Consider the following 17,849-nt stretch of genomic DNA (forward strand, 5'->3'; position numbering starts at 1 on the left):
ATTACATTAGGTTAACAGATGAAATTACTACTTTTAGTATCTTTTATATCTACCATTCTTTTTGCAAAAGAGATACTCTTAGATGACTTGCTAGGCGAGTATGAAAAATCGCAATCGCTCTATCATAAAACAAAACAAGAGAGTGCTGGAAATCTCATACTTTTTTCTCGTTCAGACTTAGATAAGATGCAAGCCTATACTTTAAATGATGTCTTAAAAACAATAAGAATGTTTAACTTAGAAGCCACAAGAACTGGAATGACAAACCTTACAAAAAGTGGAAGTAACCAATCCTCTTTTAACTCCGTAAAACTCTTTATAAATTCACACGAGTTAAACTCTGCAACCCTAGGAGACGCACTTACTCAATATGGCAAGATGAGCCTCTACTTTATAGACCACATAGAGATCTACCAGATGGGAAACTCAGTTGTGTTTGGAAATGAACCTGGGAGTATGGTTATAAAACTCTATACAAAAGAGCCGTCTCGTGAAAATGCCACCTCTATGCAAACTTCTATAGATACAAGAGGTAGTTTAACCTTGCGAGCTATAGATGCAAGAGAGTTTGATGAATACTCATATTTAGCTAACTTTGATGTTAGCAAAAACAACTATAAAACTTATAATGCACATGGATATAACTTATCTCGTGATGGACAAAGAGGTCAAGTCTATGCAAAGTTTTCAAAAAAAGAGAGTTTTGATATAGAATTTGGAGCAACAAAAGAGAGATATGACTCTTTTTCTGGCTTAGGAAATGCTCCTCTTGATGGACACACTGATGCAACAAACATATATCTTCAAGCTACTAAGCATTTTGATAAAGATCTAAACTTCATAGTTAGTTTATCTCATGAAAACCTAGAAGTTATAAATAGAGATGCCATAGCTATTCCAACAGCTGACATGCCACAACCAAAACAAGTTGATGTAGATATTGGAAGTCATATTATAAGTGCTATTTTAGAAAAAAGATTTATCTATAAAAACAATGACCTCTTTGTTGGTGCCCATATAAAACATCAGAAATTTGAGATAGATGACTACAGAAGAGATGGTGTTAGTGTAGATAAAAACTGGGGACCTACGCAAAGAGACATCTTTATGGCTTATATAGAAAATCTTTACAATATAAATGAAGATAACCTTATAACAGTAAGTGCAAAGCTAGATAGATATGTAAACAAAAATGCCACTTCATCAACTGAACATATACTCAGACTTGGATATGTTGCTCTTATAGAGGATAGTTGGACTTTCAAATTATTTGCAATGAAAAGCTATGTATATCCAACTTTTAGACAAACAACCTTTTCTCCATACTTCAATATAAATCCAGATCTAGAGAGTATAAAAAACAAAATTTACTCAGCAGAACTTACTTATAAACATAATAAAAACACTATAACAGTAAGCGCGGGAGAGGGTCGAGCAAAAAATGCAATAGTTTTTAATCCAATGCTAAAAAAATATGTTAACAAAGATGAAACTGGATCTTTTCAAAGAGCATATGTAAGATTTACACATAACTTTGATATCAACAATAAAATAACTCTAGAGTATTTTAAAGTTTTTCAAGATAAATATTTAAGTTCAGATCAAGGCGGACTAATACAACTCTTTAATAAAGTAGGCAAACTTGATATATATAATGAACTAGTATATAGATCAGATTATGATTCTGCATTTGGCGTAAAAATGGCAGCTGGATATGACTATACTTTAGGTATAACTTACCCAGTAAACAAAAAACTTGACTTAAAGCTAAAGGGAGAAAATCTACTTGGCAAGGCTCATGAAGTGAAGATAAATGGGGTTGATGTTCCTCTTATAGAAAGACGAGGACTACTAACTATGGAGTACACTTTTTAATGAAAGCATTTATCATAATACTTCTTTTATCACTTTCATCCTTTGCTTCAGATTCTTCTCTTAATTTGCAAGTAAAAATCTTAGAAAAAATCATAAGTGAAATTTCTATAAATAAAGAAAAAATAATTTGGAGTGATAACAAAGAGATCTCTAAAGCGATTGAAAACCATAAGTTGCTACAGACAACGCCAAACTGCAAAAAAGCAACGATAATGATACTTCAAGATAAAAACAATCTTCCAAAAGAGTGTTCTCACTGTGCTATTTTTGTTTTAGACTATGCACTTTTATCTCAAGTTCAAAAAAGTTTTGGTGCGTTTTTTTGGAAAAAAGGAAGACCAAATATAGTTATACTAAAGTCAAGGTTAAAGAGTCTTCTTATCCAAGCTTCAAGTGATCTGGATCCTTATTTAGAAGAGAAAGTATGGTAAAAGCAAAAGAATTTTTTCTATTTTTAATGCTCTTTATCTTAGGAGTCTTTTTTATCTATATCTATTTTTTTATAAAAGAGACTCAAGAAGAGATATTTGTAAAGATGCAAAAAAACAAAATAGAAGATGTATCATTTATCTTAAAAAACATAGAAGAAACACTAGTAACAAAGAACTCTATTTTTAGTGAAGAAGATCTTGTCTCTTATCTATCAAACAAACATAACAGAACTAATTATGAAGAGATGATAGCTCTGTTTATAACTCCTAATATAAAATACATATATCTACTACACAAAGATCCTGAGAATAGATTTAGATTTTTACTAGATGCTTCAAAAGAAGACAAGGCAAACTTTTACCAAAAATTTGATGTTTTTAACCAAGAGTATGAGCTTGTTTATAAAACTCTTAAACCTCAAATCATACAGCAACAAAAGATGCAAAATCTTTATCTAACTTATCTCTACCCAATAAAAAGTTCAAATGAAATCATAGGGATATTGAGCGTTGATATTACAAGTAACATTCAATCAGAAATTTTAGAGTTACTAAAACCTTTAGAGACTTTTTTTGTAATTTTAATCATCTTTATATTTTTGTTAATGCTTATGACTATTATGCAAGTTTTTCACTACTTTATAACTAGAAAAAAAATCTTTACAGACCCTCTAACGCAAGTTTATAACCGTAACTATCTTCAGGAGATAACTCCACGACTAAACTTAAACAACTACTCGCTTGCGATGATAGATCTAGATCACTTTAAAGTTATAAATGATATTTATGGGCATAAGGCTGGAGATGCCATACTTGCTAAGTGTAGTTTGATTATGAAAAGTTCTATCAGAGACAATGATATACTCCTTAGATATGGTGGTGAGGAGTTTATGCTCCTTCTATACAATCGTGATTCAAAAGATAATTTGAGTGAAATTTATGAGAGAATAAGAAAGAACATATCTTCTCATATCTTTACTTATGAAAAACACAAAATAGAGATGCAAGTCTCTATAGGGGTGCATGAGTATCCAGCATCTGAGAAAAATCTAAATGAGGCGATAAAAGTAGCTGATAAAATGCTCTATATTGCAAAAAAAGAGGGAAGAAATAGAATTATTTACCACAAAGAAAGCTCTAAAACTACAGAAATTTCAAATTCAAAAGATATATACTTTGTAAAACAAGCCATAGAAGAAGATAGAGTTTTATGCTACTACCAACCCATCTATGAGTGCAGTTCTGGTGAGATCTTTAAGTATGAAGCACTTGTGAGGATCATAGACATAAATGGTCAAATTATCGCACCTATGCAGTTCCTACCAGAACTAAAACACACCAACATACACTATAAACTAACTAAAAGAATTCTCTCTTTGGTTTTTGATAAGTTTAAAGACTCCTCTCTTAGAGTCAGTATCAACATGAACTTTACAGATCTTATAAACAAAGACATAGAAGCCTCTCTTATAGATACTTTTTCATCAAACCCATCCTTAGCGTCTAGAGTTACCATAGAAGTTTTAGAGAGTGATGAGATACAAAACAGTGCTCTATTTAAAGAGAAAGTTAAACTACTTCATAGTTATGGAGCAACTGTTTCTATTGATGATTTTGGAAGTGGTTATTCAAATTTTAAAAGTATTTTAGACATAGAAGCAAACTACTTAAAAATAGATGGCTCCCTTGTAAAAAATATCGCAACAAATGAAAAAGATTTTAAAGTAGTAAAAAGTATTATAGCTTTTGCAAAAGAGTCAAACATGATAGCCATAGCTGAGTTTGTTCACTCTAGCGAGGTTTACGACAAGTTGTCTGAGCTAGGAGTTGAGTATATGCAAGGTTACTTTATAGCTAAACCTTGCGAGCGACTCTTAAAGAGAAGTGAACTCTTTGAGAGTTAAAAGAAACCTTTAAGTAGCTTCCCCACCTCTTTATCTAAAGACTTTTCAACTTCTTTTTTGATAGCCTTTTCTGCTTCTTTTTTCATTAGCTCTTTAGCATCTATACTTACTTTTGGGGAGGAAATATCTCCTCTTAGAGTTACTGATATAGGATTTTTATTTGCGACTATATCTATCTTAGAGTCTACAGTATTTGCTTGTGTGTTTAACCTTGTGTTTTTTGTTTTTATAGATGATGTGTTTGAGCTTAGATCTAGAGATGTTGTGATCTTATGAGCATCTATATCAGCATTTACATCACCTTTAAATTTTTCAGCATATAGATTTATCCTTGCATACTGTTTTATAAGATCTAGCATCTGATTTTTTGTAAATGTTCCATCTTTTAAATAACCACTAAATTTACCTTTTTTAAGAGCGAGGTTATAGTTAATGTTTGCATCTAATGATGACTTAAACATCTCTGGGTAGATGAGCATGTGGAGTGCATCTAGTGTTTGAATATTTTTTATATCAGCTTTAAAGTCATCGTTGTAAAGCTTTGCCACAATCTCTCCACCTGCTACTTTTGAGTAGACATTTAGAGTCATATCTTTATCTTGAGTAAAGTCTCCATTAGCAACTAAAGAACCTCTCATATGTTGCTCAGTTGCGAAGTATAAGTTATCAAGATTTGGTATGCTTACTTTATAGTCACTGACTATTTTGCCACTTTTAATATTTACCTCTGCACTCTTAATGTTAAAGTTTGCCAAATTAGAATCTAAATCTACTTTAGTAATAAGCATATCTTTATCTAGTGAAGTTTTTGTATCTAACCTATAAGAAGTTTTCGGCATCTTAGATTTAAACTCATATGTTTTTGTAATATAGTTTGAATCCAGAAGCCCCTCTCTAATGCTAGTCGTTATCTCGCCTTTTAGTTTTGAGGCTCTTGCATCTGTTATATCTGCTTCTAAAAAGAGCTTTGCATCTGTATAGTGTGGCTGTTTTACCATATAAAGAGCTTTTGCAATATCAAGATGTTTGATCCTAGCTTTAACGCTTTTTGGCTCAAAATCTTCTAATGTAGCAAGAATTAGTGTTTCAGAAGATGCAATATCACTAATAGCATCAACCACAAGCTTATCTTTCGTACCTTTTGCAGTTCCATCAACTCTAAGTGAGCCTCTAACATCTGCCCCGCTGATAGGCTTTAAGAGCGCTAACTCTTTTATATCTAAAGCGTACTTCACATCTAGCTTTAGTGGTTCTGGGATCAATGAACCCGATGAAGTCACTTTAAAAAGATTAGAGATAAGATCGTAGTTATAGACAACATCCGCACCCTTTAGTTTTGCCTTAAGTGACATATCAAAAGTAGTTTTTAGAGGGATAGTAATGTTAAAATCATCTCTCATAACTCTACTATTTAAACTACCATTTTTAGTTTTTAAAACCACATCCCCATCAAGAGCATTTGGCTCTATGCTTTTAAAGTTTAGATCTAGATTTATCTTTGCATCTGCATAGTTTTTTTGCGCACCCATCTCTAAAAGCTCATCTAACTTTGCTCCATCAATTTTAGCAATAATAGAAGTTGGATCTAGATCTTTTAGTTCAACATGATAAGAAGTAACGCTCGAAGCCACATCACTAACTCCATCTACAGTTATAAAGCCTAGATCTCCTTTTACATTTCCATTTGTAAAAAATGAGTTACGAAGTTCTACATTTGTCAGAGCTTTAAGTGATGAGAGATCATTTAACTCTACTGCATAATCAAGATCAAAACTTTGTGCAAAGAGTGAATAAGAGCCTTTTACTTTGATAATGTTTTGTTTATTTATCTCCAAAACAACATCAATTTCACTCATACTTAGAGAAAAAGTTGTAAGTTCGCTATCCATTTTAGTCTGCTCTTTTATCTTTAACTCTATTGTCGGTGCAATCATTGAGTTACCTAAAGATGTAAATGCAATTACATAAATTAAACCTATTAAACCTATCAATATCCCAAAAATCCATGCTAAGATCTTCATACAATCCTCCAAAAAATATATATTATATGGTTAAGATCATACTAAAAATAGCTTTAAAATATCATTTCTTAGACTTGATATAAGAAGACTCAAGTTAATTTATACAAAAAAACTAAAGTAAGACTTGACATTGTTACACTCAATATGTATAATTGTGTTATCTTTTTAAAAAAAGGAGTGATTTAACAACTATGCAAAACAAATCAGATGAAGAACAATATACTCAGTCCGAAGAAGAGACAAGTATAGACACGCTAAATGATGAGGCAGAAGCTGAAGCTGAAGCTGTAGAAAACGAGTTTGATCTTCTTCAAGAAGAATTGATAGCTCTAAAAGATAAATATGCTAGAGTTCATGCTGATTTTGATAATATTAAAAAAAGGCTAGAACGTGAAAAGTACACTGCACTAGACTATGCAAATGAGAAGTTTGCAAAAGATTTGATTCCAGTTATGGACTCACTTCAAGGTGCTCTAAACTCTGCTAACGCAGAAGCAAACAAAGCAGAACTTTTTGATAATCTAAAAGAGGGTATAGAGCTTACATATAAGCAACTTATAACTTCTTTAGAAAAACATGGCGTAACAATGGTATCTCACGATGAACCATTCGATCCAAACATTCACAACGCTGTTCAAAGCGTCGAGAGTGAAGATGTAGAGAGCGGACAAATAGTCCAAACCTTTCAAACAGGTTACAAGTACAAAGATAGACCGTTGCGTGAAGCAATGGTAATAGTGGCGAGTTAAGCAAGTTAAGCTTTAAAAAGTGACAAGGTATCTCAAAGAGGCACAAGTGCCGAGAGCCTTGCGCTGAGCAAAACCAAGCGTTAGCGTAGGTAGCGGAATTACTTCCGATACCGTGATAAAATAGATGGAGCGAATGAATTTGCTTCATTTTATAAAATAAAATTAAGGAAATTTCAATGAGTAAAGTTATTGGTATAGATTTAGGAACAACAAATTCATGTGTAGCAGTTTATGAGGGTGGTGAAGCGAAAATCATCCCAAATAAAGAGGGTAAAAATACAACTCCTTCAATAGTTGCTTTCACAGATAAAGGCGAGGTTTTAGTAGGTGATCCTGCAAAACGTCAAGCTATCACAAACCCAGAGAAGACTATCTCTTCTATAAAGAGAATTATGGGTCTTATGATGAATGAGGAAAATGCTAAAGAGGCACATGACAAAGTAACTTATAACATCGTTGATAAAGATGGTTCAGCTGCTGTTGATGTAGCAGGTAAAATCTACACTCCTCAAGAGATCTCAGCTAAGATTTTATCTAAGCTAAAAGAAGATGCAGAGGCGTACATTGGTTCTACTGTAACTGACGCAGTTATTACAGTTCCTGCATACTTTAACGATGCTCAAAGAAAAGCGACAAAAGACGCTGGAACGATCGCAGGACTAAATGTTCTTCGTATTATAAACGAGCCAACTGCATCTGCACTAGCTTATGGTCTTGAGAGCAAAGCTGAAGAGAATGTTTTAGTATATGACCTTGGTGGTGGAACATTTGATGTTACAGTTCTTGAGATCTCAGATGGTACGTTTGAAGTTCTATCAACTGATGGTAATGCATTTTTAGGTGGAGATGACTTTGATAATAAGATCGTTGATTTCCTAAATAGTGAGTTTAAAAACTCTCATGGCATAGATCTCAAAAACGACAAAATGGCTCTACAACGTCTAAAAGACGCAGCTGAAAATGCTAAAAAAGAGCTAAGTTCTTCAACTGAGACTGAGATAAATTTACCATTTATAACAATGACAGATGCAGGGCCACAACACTTAGTTATCAAACTAACTCGTGCTAAATTTGAGGGAATGATCTCTACACTTATTGAAGAGACTATCCAGCACATTAGAGTAGCTATGAAAGAAGCAAAACTAGACAACAATGAGATCAAAGAGATTATCATGGTTGGTGGTTCTACTCGTGTTCCAGCAGCTGCAGAGGCAGTTAGCAAGTTCTTTGGTGGAAAAACACTTAACAAAAGTGTTAACCCTGATGAAGTTGTAGCTGCGGGTGCTGCTATTCAAGGTGGAGTTTTAAGAGGAGATGTTAAAGATGTTCTTCTTCTAGATGTTACTCCTTTATCACTAGGTATTGAGACTTTAGGTGGAGTTGCTACTAAGATTATTGAAAAAGGTACTACGATTCCTGTTAAAAAATCTCAAGTATTCTCAACAGCAGAAGATAACCAACCAGCGGTAAGTATCTCAGTTGTTCAAGGTGAGAGAGAGTTTGCAAAAGATAACAAATCTTTAGGACTTTTCGAACTTGGTGATATCCCAGCAGCACCAAGAGGAGTACCTCAAATTGAAGTTACATTTGATATCGATGCAAATGGTATTTTAACTGTTAGTTCAACTGACAAAGGTACAGGAAAATCTCAGTCAATCACAATTTCTGGTAGTTCAGGACTTAGTGAAGAAGAGATTAACAAAATGGTTCAAGATGCAGAAGAGAACAAAGCAGCTGATGGCGAGAGAAAAGCTATGGTTGATTTGAGAAATCAAGCTGATGCTCTTATTGCTCAAACTGAGAAGTCTCTAACTGAGATGGGTGAAAAAATCGAAGCTGATGAAAAAGTAAAAATAGAAGCTGCAATTAGTGACCTAAAAGATACTCTAAAAGATGAGTCTGCTACTAAGGCTCAAATAGAAGAGAAAGTAAAAACTCTTACTGAAGCAAGTCATAAAATGGCTGAACAAATGTACAAACAAGATCAATCTGGCGAAGAAGCTGGTGATGCTGAGGCGCAAAAGAAGAAGAAAAAAGACGATGAAGATGTAATCGACGCTGAGATAGAGTAATCTATCTTGGCTTAAGTGTTAGATGTCACTTTCGCTTCTAACACTATCTCTTCCACTCTTTTTTGCAATATATAGAGCCTTATCGGCTCTGTTTATTGCGTCTTGCATCTCTTCACCTTCTCTAACTTCAGAGACTCCAAAACTAGCTGTTATTGTTCCAACTTTATCAATTTTCACTTCTCTTATAGATTTTTGAATCTTATTTGCAATTGAAATTGCGCCTTCTAGATCCGCTGTTGGGAGAAGGATAATAAACTCTTCACCTCCCCATCTACAAACTATATCTACTCCTCTTAGCACCAAAAGAAGCATTTTAGAAACCTCTACTAGAGCTTTATCTCCGACATTATGTCCAAATATATCATTTACTTTTTTAAAATGATCTATGTCTATGAGTATGACAGACATTTTGTTGTGTCTTTGAACCATGGATGCATAAGAAGATAGATATAGTTGGGTAAATTTATGTCGATTATAGAGACCTGTGAGTGCATCTGTGGATGCTAGATTTTCATACTCTATATTTTTAGTTTGAAGTTTTTTATTTATATCTCTTAACTCCTCTTGATACTCTTTCATAAGTGAACTCCACTTTGAGTAAGTAAGTGTTATAAGCTCTTTTTGTGAGATTATCCCAGAGAGAGTTCCATCATCATCTACAACTATAACTCTCTTAAACTGTCTCTCTTTTAAAAAAGTAAGTGCTTCTCTAATAGAAAAAGTTTTCTTGATGGATTGAACTGGAGATGACATATGTTTTTCTATCTCAACATCTAGGTCAATATCATTTTTAACAAGTCTCATAATATCTTTAGTTGTAAAGATACCAATAGGAATTAAATCTTCTACAACTACAACATTGTCATAAAGATTGCTAACCATGTCTTCAAGCAGAGATAAAATCTTAGCGTCTTTTTTAACCCACTTCATTCTTCTGCCGAGTTTTAAAAAATCCTCTAAGCGATAGTTGTCCATCAAGGTATCAGGATCAATATTTTCTGTGATATCAGTATGAGTTATAAGACCATAAAGGGTTGAATCATCATTTATAACGCAGATATACTCTATAGAATTGTTTAAGTAATCTATAGCTTCTAATATATTTTGGTTTTTATTGATCGTTGGCACATTTACAAGCTGAATATCTTTAAGTGGTGTTTTTATATCTATTTTACTTGTTTTAAGGTTTAAAATATCTATAATTCCAACTACAAAATATCTGTCATTATCAACAACTATAATATTTCGATGCTCGCCCTTTAACATCTTAGCAATTGCATCTTCAAAAGTATGTTTTATATCTATTGATACTACTTCTTTTGTAGCAATATCACCGATATTTGGAAATTTCATATTAACCTTCCTTTTATATATTATCTAGCGCTTTTTGGATTTTTATAGCTTGAACATGTTCACTTACATCATGAGCTCTAATGATACTTGCACCATTTCTTATGGCTTCAAGATGCAAAGCAAGAGTTCCAGCAAGTCTTTGCTGTGGATCTGATGGTGAGATCTTATCTATCATAGATTTTCTTGAAGCTCCAATAAGAAGAGGTTTTTGCAGAGTTAAAAAATGCTCAAGATGTTTGATAAGTGCTAGATTATGCTCTTGTGTTTTCCCAAAACCAATACCAACATCTAAGACAATATCATCCACTCCATAACTCTGAGCTTTTTCTATTCTTTGTGTAAAAAACTCATATATATCACTCAAGACATTGTTATACTCTGGTTTTTTCTGCATAGTTTTAGGTGTTCCTTGCATATGCATGATAATAGCTTGTGCCTTAAAACTAGCTACAAGCTTACAAACCTCATCATTTGCTAAACCTGTTATGTCATTTACTATATTAAATCCACTCTCTAGTGCTTTGTTTATAACTATTGGCTCATAACTATCGATGCTAAAGCTTGCTCTCTCATAGAGTCTTTGCTCTTTTATGGCTTTGAGAATCGGCTCAACTCTTTGTAGCTCTTCTTTTGGATCTACTGCTTTTGTGTTTGGTGCAGAAGAGACTCCACCGATATCTATAATGTCAGCACCCTCTTCTATCATAAGTTCTATCTTTTTTATAGCATCGCTATCTACAAATCTACTTTGAGAGAAAAAACTATCATCATTTGCATTTATAATGCCCATGACTTTAAAGTTATTTGGTTTTTTTACTTTTAATATATCTTGTAGATATTTTGCTAAGATTTTTAGGCCAAAAGGTTGTGCTAACTCTTTTTTACTTAGTATTTTTAGATGTTTTGTAGTAGCTATTAGAATGCAATTTACTCTTGGTGTCTGTGCAATGATTGTACCTTTTGGTACTGCTAGATCTGCTCCGATAGAGAGTGCATCTTGCTTTAAAATGTTTGCGGCTCCAACATGAAGATCTCGTATGTAGATGAGATGTGTTTGCATCTTAGATCTAAGAACACTACTTCCACCCGCATCAACGCCTAGATCTGCTAAGTACTTCTTTGCATCTATGCTACTTGATAATTTTTCAACTTGCATCTATAAATCCCATTAAGATAAGAGCTAAAACACTTTGAGGTCTTGAGTTTAACTCTAAGAGTCTATAAGCTTTGTCAAAGTTGTCTAGTTGGGCTCTTGTGAGGATAAGCATATCAACTACTGTAGCTCTATGATAGAGTGCTTCTAGCATAAGCTTTGCATCCTGTCTTGATATTCTAGCATTTGTTTTTAAAAATGTAAAAATTGCTGCATAATCAAGTCTAGCTATATTTAATTCACACTCATTTGCTAGTTGAGCTTTTTCACCTTTAATAATAGGAAGTCTAGAACGAATTGTTGCAAGAAGGTTTGATTTTGTAGGAGAGATAATTATATAAACAATATTTCTAGGAGGCTCTTCTATAACCTTTAGTAGAGAGTTTTGAGATACTGTGTGAAACTCAGATGCAGCGAGTATAATGTACTTTGTCTCAGACTCACTTATGTAAGATTCCGCTACAACTGCTTTTGCATGTTCGAGTAAAAACTTCTCTTCATGTACCACCACTACTCTGTTTGGTTTAAGACTCTCTTGAAGTTTTGATATCTCCACTTCTATATCGCTAGAGATTATGATGTGACTCTTTATCTTGTTATGAGCTAACATCAACCTCTCCAAATATCGTGGCATTTAGGGATGCGTCAAAAAGTTTGTAAAGTTGTATTAGTTTTATATCTATCATTGGATCATATGATTTTAGAGTAAAACCATTATGAAACTCTTCATCAAATATCCAAAAGTAGCTATTATCCCTTCTCTTTGCTATATCTGATCTTTTGTCATCTCCCTTGCCTATATACCAAAAAAAGAAGTCTTCTTTATATGATAAAGAGATCATATCTTCGACAACATCTATCATCTCTCCTCCACTTATATGTCTGTAGTGTTCGTACAGACTATCCATGCTAACTATTGGCAATAGCGGTCTATCAAGATTCATAGCGTTTATTGAGCTAAGTATATACTTCTCAAACCATTTTCTCTTCTCATCAGTGATAAGAATGATAGTTTTACCCTCTAGGATCTGCTCTAAGGCTAAAGAGAGAGGATTCGTCCAGTCAAATCTCTGCTCTTCAAGCCAGCTTAAAAATGCTCCATCTTCTCGTATAGCGTCAAGACTCCACTGTGCAAAATCTAACACTTCTTTAGCTCCACTAAAGCTTCAACAAGAGGATTTTCTTGCATTATTTATCTAACTCATATGCATCATGAAGTCCTCTGACTGCAAGTTCAGCATACTTCTCATCTATAACCATAGAGACTTTGATCTCCGAGGTTGATATCATATTTATATTTATATTATTCTCAGCCATCGTAGTAAAAGCTTTTGCAGCAACACCGGTGTGAGACTTCATTCCAACACCAACTATTGAGACTTTACACATCTCTTCATTGTAAGAATCAGCTCTGATATCGCCTTTTTGGATAAACATGGAAACTACATTTTTTGCATCAAGCAGATCGCCTCTTGCTACTGTAAAATCAATGTTTGTGTTTGAATCATGTGCTTTATTTTGGATTATCATATCTATGTTTACATCGCTTTGAGCCAGTGCGTTAAATATCTCCGCAGCAATGCCAGGTCTATCTTTTACACCCATCAAAGAGACGCGAGCTTGATTTTTATCCAGTGCTATTCCACTTACTAATGGTTTTTCCATGATATTTTCTTCCTTTGTTATTAGTGTTCCCTCTTCGTTTGAGAAACTTGTTCTTGTTACTAGATTTACATTTAATTTTTTTGCTAACTCTACTGAGCGGTTTTGAAGAACTTTTGCACCCAAAGATGCGAGCTCTAACATCTCATCATAAGAGATCATATCAAGCTTTCTTGCTTTTGGCTCTATTCGTGGATCTGTTGTGTAGATCCCGCTGACATCAGTGTAGATCTCACATAGATCTGCTTTTATAGCTCCTGCAATTGCCACAGCACTAAGGTCACTTCCACCACGACCTAGTGTTGTTACTCTGCCATCAGGAGTTACCCCTTGAAAACCAGCAACAACTATGATCTTACCCTCTTTTAAGGCTTTGTTCATTGTAGTTGGATCTATCTCTTCTATGCGTGCTTTTGTATGAAGAGTATCTGTAACTATCCCTGCTCTTCGCCCAGTCATAGAGACAGCATCATGACCTAATTCATTTAAAGCAATAGCTAAAAGTGAAGCAGTTACTCTCTCCCCTGAACTAAGAAGCATATCCATCTCAGCTTTTGATGGGTTTTTTGAAAAATGTTCAGCATATCCAACTAGTTTATTTGTCTCTCCACTCATTGCAGAAACCACTATAACTAGATCATTGCCAGCTTTTTTTGTCTCACTCACGCGATTAGCAACGTTTTGGATTCGTTCTAGATCTCCAACACTTGTTCCGCCAAATTTTTGTACTATTAACATTTAAGTCCTTAACTTATAGGTAACCTTCATCTCTAAAGTGTTTTATAACAGTCTCATAGACTGATTGTTTAAAAGATGCACTAAGATTCAATGCTTCATTTACATCAACAAATTTATAATCACTAAACTCTGGATCTTTAGTGTTTACATCTATCTTTGCACTCTTTTTAAGTTTTACTAAGAAGTATTTTTGCTTTTGCCCCTTATAAGGGCTCATCTTCTTAGCAATCTTTGGAGGGAAATCATAAGAGATCCACTCAGGATATTCACTTATAATCTTTACGGCTTTAGTGCCTATCTCTTCTTTTAGTTCACGAAAAAGTGCTTCAAGAACTTCTTCGCCATCGTCAATCCCACCTTGTGGAAACTGCCAAACATTACTCAAATCATTTCTTTGTGCTATAAAAATCTCTTTTTTTTGCGGATAATCATTTGACACTATAATCATTGCAACATTAGGGCGATATAAATCTTTTTTCATCATCAACACACCTAATTTTAATAATCGCGATTATACAAAATAAGCGATTAAATTAAGATAATTTTATAAAGAAAAAAAAGCTCTATATAAGTCCATAGCTCTCAGCTGAATTTGGCTCACCATACAAATAACCTTGAATATAGTCAACTCCAAGCTCTCTAACTTTAGCATCTAACTCTTTTGTACTTACAAACTCAGCTATTGTTTTAATTTTTGCATTTCTTACAAACTCTATAAGTGCAACAACCATATGCTCAACATTTTTATCAATATTGATTTTTTCTATTAAAGATCCATCAAGTTTTATGTAGTCGATATCAAGCTTGATAATATTTGTAAAGTTTGAGTATCCAGATCCAAAATCATCTATGGAAATCTTGCACTTATAGCTCTTTACCATTTTTATAAAATCTTCTATGAGATCGTAGTCTTCTATATCTTCAGATTCAACTATTTCAAAAGTTATTCCATCTCCACCATACTTATCTAGTCTATTTTTAATGTACTCACGCATAGTTGGAGAGTTTATATTTTCATATGCAATATTTATAGATATATTAGCTTTTTTCTTAGCATAAACATTAAAGACCTTTTGTATCATCTGTCTTGAGAAAAACTCAAATGTATTATCTTGTTTTGATGAGTCTAAAAAGTGACAAGGAGATACTACTTCACCATTATCCAGCACAAGCCTAGCTAAGGCTTCATACTTCATAACAGAGTTGTTTTTTACATCAATTATCGGCTGAAAATAAGGCACTACATTGCCTTCATTTAGAGCTTTTTTATAAATTTTAAGCCTTTTTAATGTTGTTTTTTGAAGTTCTAAAGTACTTTGATTATTGTTATATACAAACAAGTTTTTTTTAGACATTATCGCATCTTGCAAAGCGATATCAGCTTGATTAAAAACATTTAACATTCCATATGACACGCCAGCAGTAAACTCTGTTATTGAAGAGTTTTCATCTTCTGTATAGTAGTTATCTTCATAACTATTTGTTAAGATAGAGTATTTTAGCAACTCCATATACTTCTCAAACAGAGTTTTTGATCTAACAAGTATTGCAAACTCTTGTATGTTTAAACAGTAAAGAGTTACATCTTTATCGATGATAACCTGACTTAACTGCTTTGATTTTTGCAAAACTATCTTTGAGACTGTTTGCATTCCATATAGATCTTTGATAGAGTTTATTTGGTTTATATGAAGTAGTATCAACATCGCATCTTCTTGCAAAAGAGATAGATCTTTAATAAGAGCTTCTCTGCTTGGTAACTCTATCATTGCGCCCAAATTTTTTACTGATTCTGTAAACTGATCTTCATTTTTTTTATTTTCTATCTCAGTTACACCATCTGTAATAAACAAAGACTCTAATCTTTTTGCATTTGTTATATCTTGAACTATTGCTGTATATCCTACTTTTTGATGATGATAGTCATAAAGTGGACTTATTGTCGTATTTATCCAATACTCTTCATTTGTAGCCTTATTATTTTTTAACTCGCCTACCCACACTTTATCTTTTAATATAGTGCTCCAAAGATCTTTAATAATCTTCTCACCCGCACTTTTATTTCTAAATATAGAGTGATTTTTTCCTATAACTTCTTCTTTTTTAAACCCTGTAAAATCAAGATAGGCCTTGGATATTTCTGTTATCTCTCCATCTAAATTGGAAACAGTCATAAAAATATTCTCATTTATGATTTTAGTTTTTTGTTCTAATAAAAAATCTTTCTTTTTATATTCAATCTTAAGAAGTGCTTTTTCTGAGAGAGTAACAAGTGAAGATATAAAGTCATAAGCATCTACAACAGGCTTAACTATAAACTTGTCAACTCCAAGATTTATAGCTTCTTTTAAGTGCTCTTTAGTATCGTAAGCACTAAGAAGCACAACTATTTGATCTTGCTTAATCTCTTTGATTTTTTTGCACATCAAAACGCCATCCATCTTTGGCATCTCTATATCACTAAGTACTATATCAAATTTTTCAAACTCTTTTTGATATAGTTCAAGTCCTTCTTCTCCATTTTTAGCAACTACTATATCTTGAAAATAATATTCTAAGATTTCAAGTGTCTCTTCTCTTAGTTCACTATTATCTTCAACATACAAAAGTTTTATATCTTTTGTAAGATTTTCTTTATTCATTGTTTCTCTCTTAGCTGGATCTATCACTTTAAAACTAAACTTAACATAATTTTACATTATACATTTTAAAAGTATCAAAAGAGTGTCATTTACTTAAGGCTATTTTGTTGAATTTACTTTTTAGATATACTTCTGCTCCTAAACAAGGACTATTGCATGCTACTTTATATTCATATCCCTTTTTGTGATTCTAAATGCTCATACTGTGCTTTTAACTCTTACGTAGATAAATTTCATCTAAAAGATAGTTATATGAAAGCTCTAGAAGTCCAGCTCAAATTCGAACTAAAAAGATTTAATGTAGCTAGCAACTCAATTGAGTCTATTTTTATAGGTGGTGGAACTCCATCTACTGTCCCTGCATCTATGTACAAAGCACTATTTGAGTCTATAAGACCATATCTTAAAAAAGATATAGAGATAACAAGTGAAGCAAACCCAAATAGTGCTACAAAAGAGTGGCTTACTGGGATGCTTGAGCTTGGAGTAAACCGCATAAGTTTTGGTACTCAAAGTTTTAACAAAGCTAAATTAAAACTTCTAAACCGTTCTCACACTCCAGAAGTTGCACAAAGAGCTATCTTAGATGCTAAAGAAGTTGGATTTGACAATATCTCACTAGATCTCATCTACGCAACTTTAGGAGACACCAAAGAACTCTTAGAACAAGACTTAAAAACTGCATTTAGCTTGCCTATAAATCACCTAAGCGCTTACGCTCTTATCATCGAAGAAAACACGCCTTTTGCATCAAAACCACAAATGTCAAAAGAGTCTCTAAAGCTTACAAACTGGCTTTTTAATGAGATAGAATCTTTTGGATTTAAACAATATGAAATAAGCAACTTTGGAACTTATCAAAGCTCTCATAACCTTGGATATTGGAGTTATAAAGATTATATAGGGCTAGGAAGTGGTGCAGTTGGTAAGCTAAATTTTGAGAGATTTTATCCACAAACAATATTAGAAAGCTACATTTCAAACCCACTTGATATAAGAGTAGAGACTCTCACCTTTGAAGAGAAAATAACAGAACAACTCTTTTTGGGCTTTCGTTCATCTCTTGGAGTAGATATAGATATACTAGATAAAGCCCAATCTAAGCGAGCGTCTATCTTAGTTGATGAGAAAAAGCTTAACTTGAAAAATGGCGTACTTTGTAACCCCAATTTCCTCCTTGCAGATGAGATTACACTTTTTTTATATTCTTGAAAGTAAATTTAATCATTCTTTGGCTAAACTCATGGAC

14 protein-coding genes are annotated in these 17,849 nt (G+C 33.2%); 6 read left to right on the forward strand and 8 right to left on the reverse strand.

Annotated features, from left to right (window positions below):
- Window positions 1-18: 18 nt before the first annotated feature.
- Genes M0Q24_RS02045 through M0Q24_RS02055 form a run of 3 tightly spaced genes read left to right on the forward strand, consistent with a single transcriptional unit; the run spans window position 19 to window position 4,210 of the window.
- A complete protein-coding gene (locus tag M0Q24_RS02045; protein WP_295046526.1) occupies window positions 19-1,875 on the forward strand; it encodes a TonB-dependent receptor in 1,857 nt (618 codons plus the stop codon).
- Window positions 1,875-2,306: a hypothetical protein gene (locus tag M0Q24_RS02050; RefSeq protein WP_295046528.1), complete on the forward strand. Its 432-nt coding sequence runs from the start codon at window positions 1,875-1,877 to the stop codon at window positions 2,304-2,306. Before M0Q24_RS02045 ends, M0Q24_RS02050 begins: the two co-directional genes overlap by 1 nt.
- The gene (locus M0Q24_RS02055; protein ID WP_295046530.1) at window positions 2,300-4,210 is read left to right on the forward strand and encodes a bifunctional diguanylate cyclase/phosphodiesterase; all 1,911 of its coding nucleotides are present in this window, start codon (window positions 2,300-2,302) and stop codon (window positions 4,208-4,210) included. Before M0Q24_RS02050 ends, M0Q24_RS02055 begins: the two co-directional genes overlap by 7 nt.
- On the opposite strand, the gene M0Q24_RS02060 is transcribed toward M0Q24_RS02055, so the two are convergent.
- Complete coding sequence (locus M0Q24_RS02060; RefSeq protein ID WP_295046533.1) at window positions 4,207-6,231, reverse strand: hypothetical protein; 2,025 nt, start codon at window positions 6,229-6,231, stop codon at window positions 4,207-4,209. The two genes, M0Q24_RS02055 and M0Q24_RS02060, sit on opposite strands and share 4 nt — an antisense overlap.
- Window positions 6,232-6,422: 191 nt before the next feature.
- Here M0Q24_RS02060 and grpE point away from each other — a divergent pair, with 191 nt between their 5' ends.
- The gene (gene grpE, locus M0Q24_RS02065) at window positions 6,423-6,980 is read left to right on the forward strand and encodes a nucleotide exchange factor GrpE (RefSeq protein WP_295046535.1); all 558 of its coding nucleotides are present in this window, start codon (window positions 6,423-6,425) and stop codon (window positions 6,978-6,980) included.
- A gap of 176 nt (window positions 6,981-7,156) precedes the next feature.
- Entirely contained in the window at window positions 7,157-9,052 is a 1,896-nt protein-coding gene (gene dnaK / locus M0Q24_RS02070) for a molecular chaperone DnaK (protein ID WP_295046538.1), read from the forward strand.
- 18 nt (window positions 9,053-9,070) lie between these two features.
- Here the strand turns inward: dnaK and M0Q24_RS02075 are convergent, their stop codons facing one another.
- The 7 genes from M0Q24_RS02075 to M0Q24_RS02105 form a co-directional block, all read right to left on the reverse strand.
- Window positions 9,071-10,405, reverse strand: a complete 1,335-nt coding sequence (locus M0Q24_RS02075) for a diguanylate cyclase (protein WP_295046541.1) — start codon at window positions 10,403-10,405, stop codon at window positions 9,071-9,073.
- 13 nt (window positions 10,406-10,418) lie between these two features.
- Window positions 10,419-11,561, reverse strand: coding sequence for a dihydropteroate synthase (gene folP, locus M0Q24_RS02080; protein ID WP_295046544.1), 1,143 nt, complete (start codon window positions 11,559-11,561; stop codon window positions 10,419-10,421).
- On the reverse strand, window positions 11,551-12,168 hold the full coding sequence (locus tag M0Q24_RS02085) for a DNA polymerase III subunit delta' (RefSeq protein ID WP_295046547.1): 618 nt from the start codon (window positions 12,166-12,168) through the stop codon (window positions 11,551-11,553). The genes folP and M0Q24_RS02085 overlap by 11 nt, the downstream gene beginning before the upstream one ends.
- Window positions 12,155-12,703 carry a HobA family DNA replication regulator gene (locus tag M0Q24_RS02090; protein WP_295046550.1) on the reverse strand — a complete coding sequence of 183 codons (549 nt, stop codon included), beginning with the start codon at window positions 12,701-12,703 and terminating at the stop codon, window positions 12,155-12,157. The genes M0Q24_RS02085 and M0Q24_RS02090 overlap by 14 nt, the downstream gene beginning before the upstream one ends.
- Window positions 12,704-12,746: 43 nt before the next feature.
- Window positions 12,747-13,958, reverse strand: coding sequence for an aspartate kinase (locus tag M0Q24_RS02095; protein WP_295046553.1), 1,212 nt, complete (start codon window positions 13,956-13,958; stop codon window positions 12,747-12,749).
- Window positions 13,959-13,971: 13 nt separating this feature from the next.
- The gene (locus tag M0Q24_RS02100; protein ID WP_295046555.1) at window positions 13,972-14,442 is read right to left on the reverse strand and encodes an RNA pyrophosphohydrolase; all 471 of its coding nucleotides are present in this window, start codon (window positions 14,440-14,442) and stop codon (window positions 13,972-13,974) included.
- A gap of 79 nt (window positions 14,443-14,521) precedes the next feature.
- A complete protein-coding gene (locus tag M0Q24_RS02105) occupies window positions 14,522-16,600 on the reverse strand; it encodes an EAL domain-containing protein (protein WP_295046558.1) in 2,079 nt (692 codons plus the stop codon).
- A gap of 156 nt (window positions 16,601-16,756) precedes the next feature.
- Between M0Q24_RS02105 and hemW the strand changes: the two genes are divergently transcribed.
- Window positions 16,757-17,812, forward strand: coding sequence for a radical SAM family heme chaperone HemW (hemW, locus tag M0Q24_RS02110; protein ID WP_295046561.1), 1,056 nt, complete (start codon window positions 16,757-16,759; stop codon window positions 17,810-17,812).
- Window positions 17,813-17,849: the final 37 nt, after the last annotated feature.

Origin of the sequence: Sulfurimonas sp. (assembly GCF_023228785.1) — a bacterium.
Classification (GTDB): Bacteria; Campylobacterota; Campylobacteria; order Campylobacterales; family Sulfurimonadaceae; genus Sulfurimonas.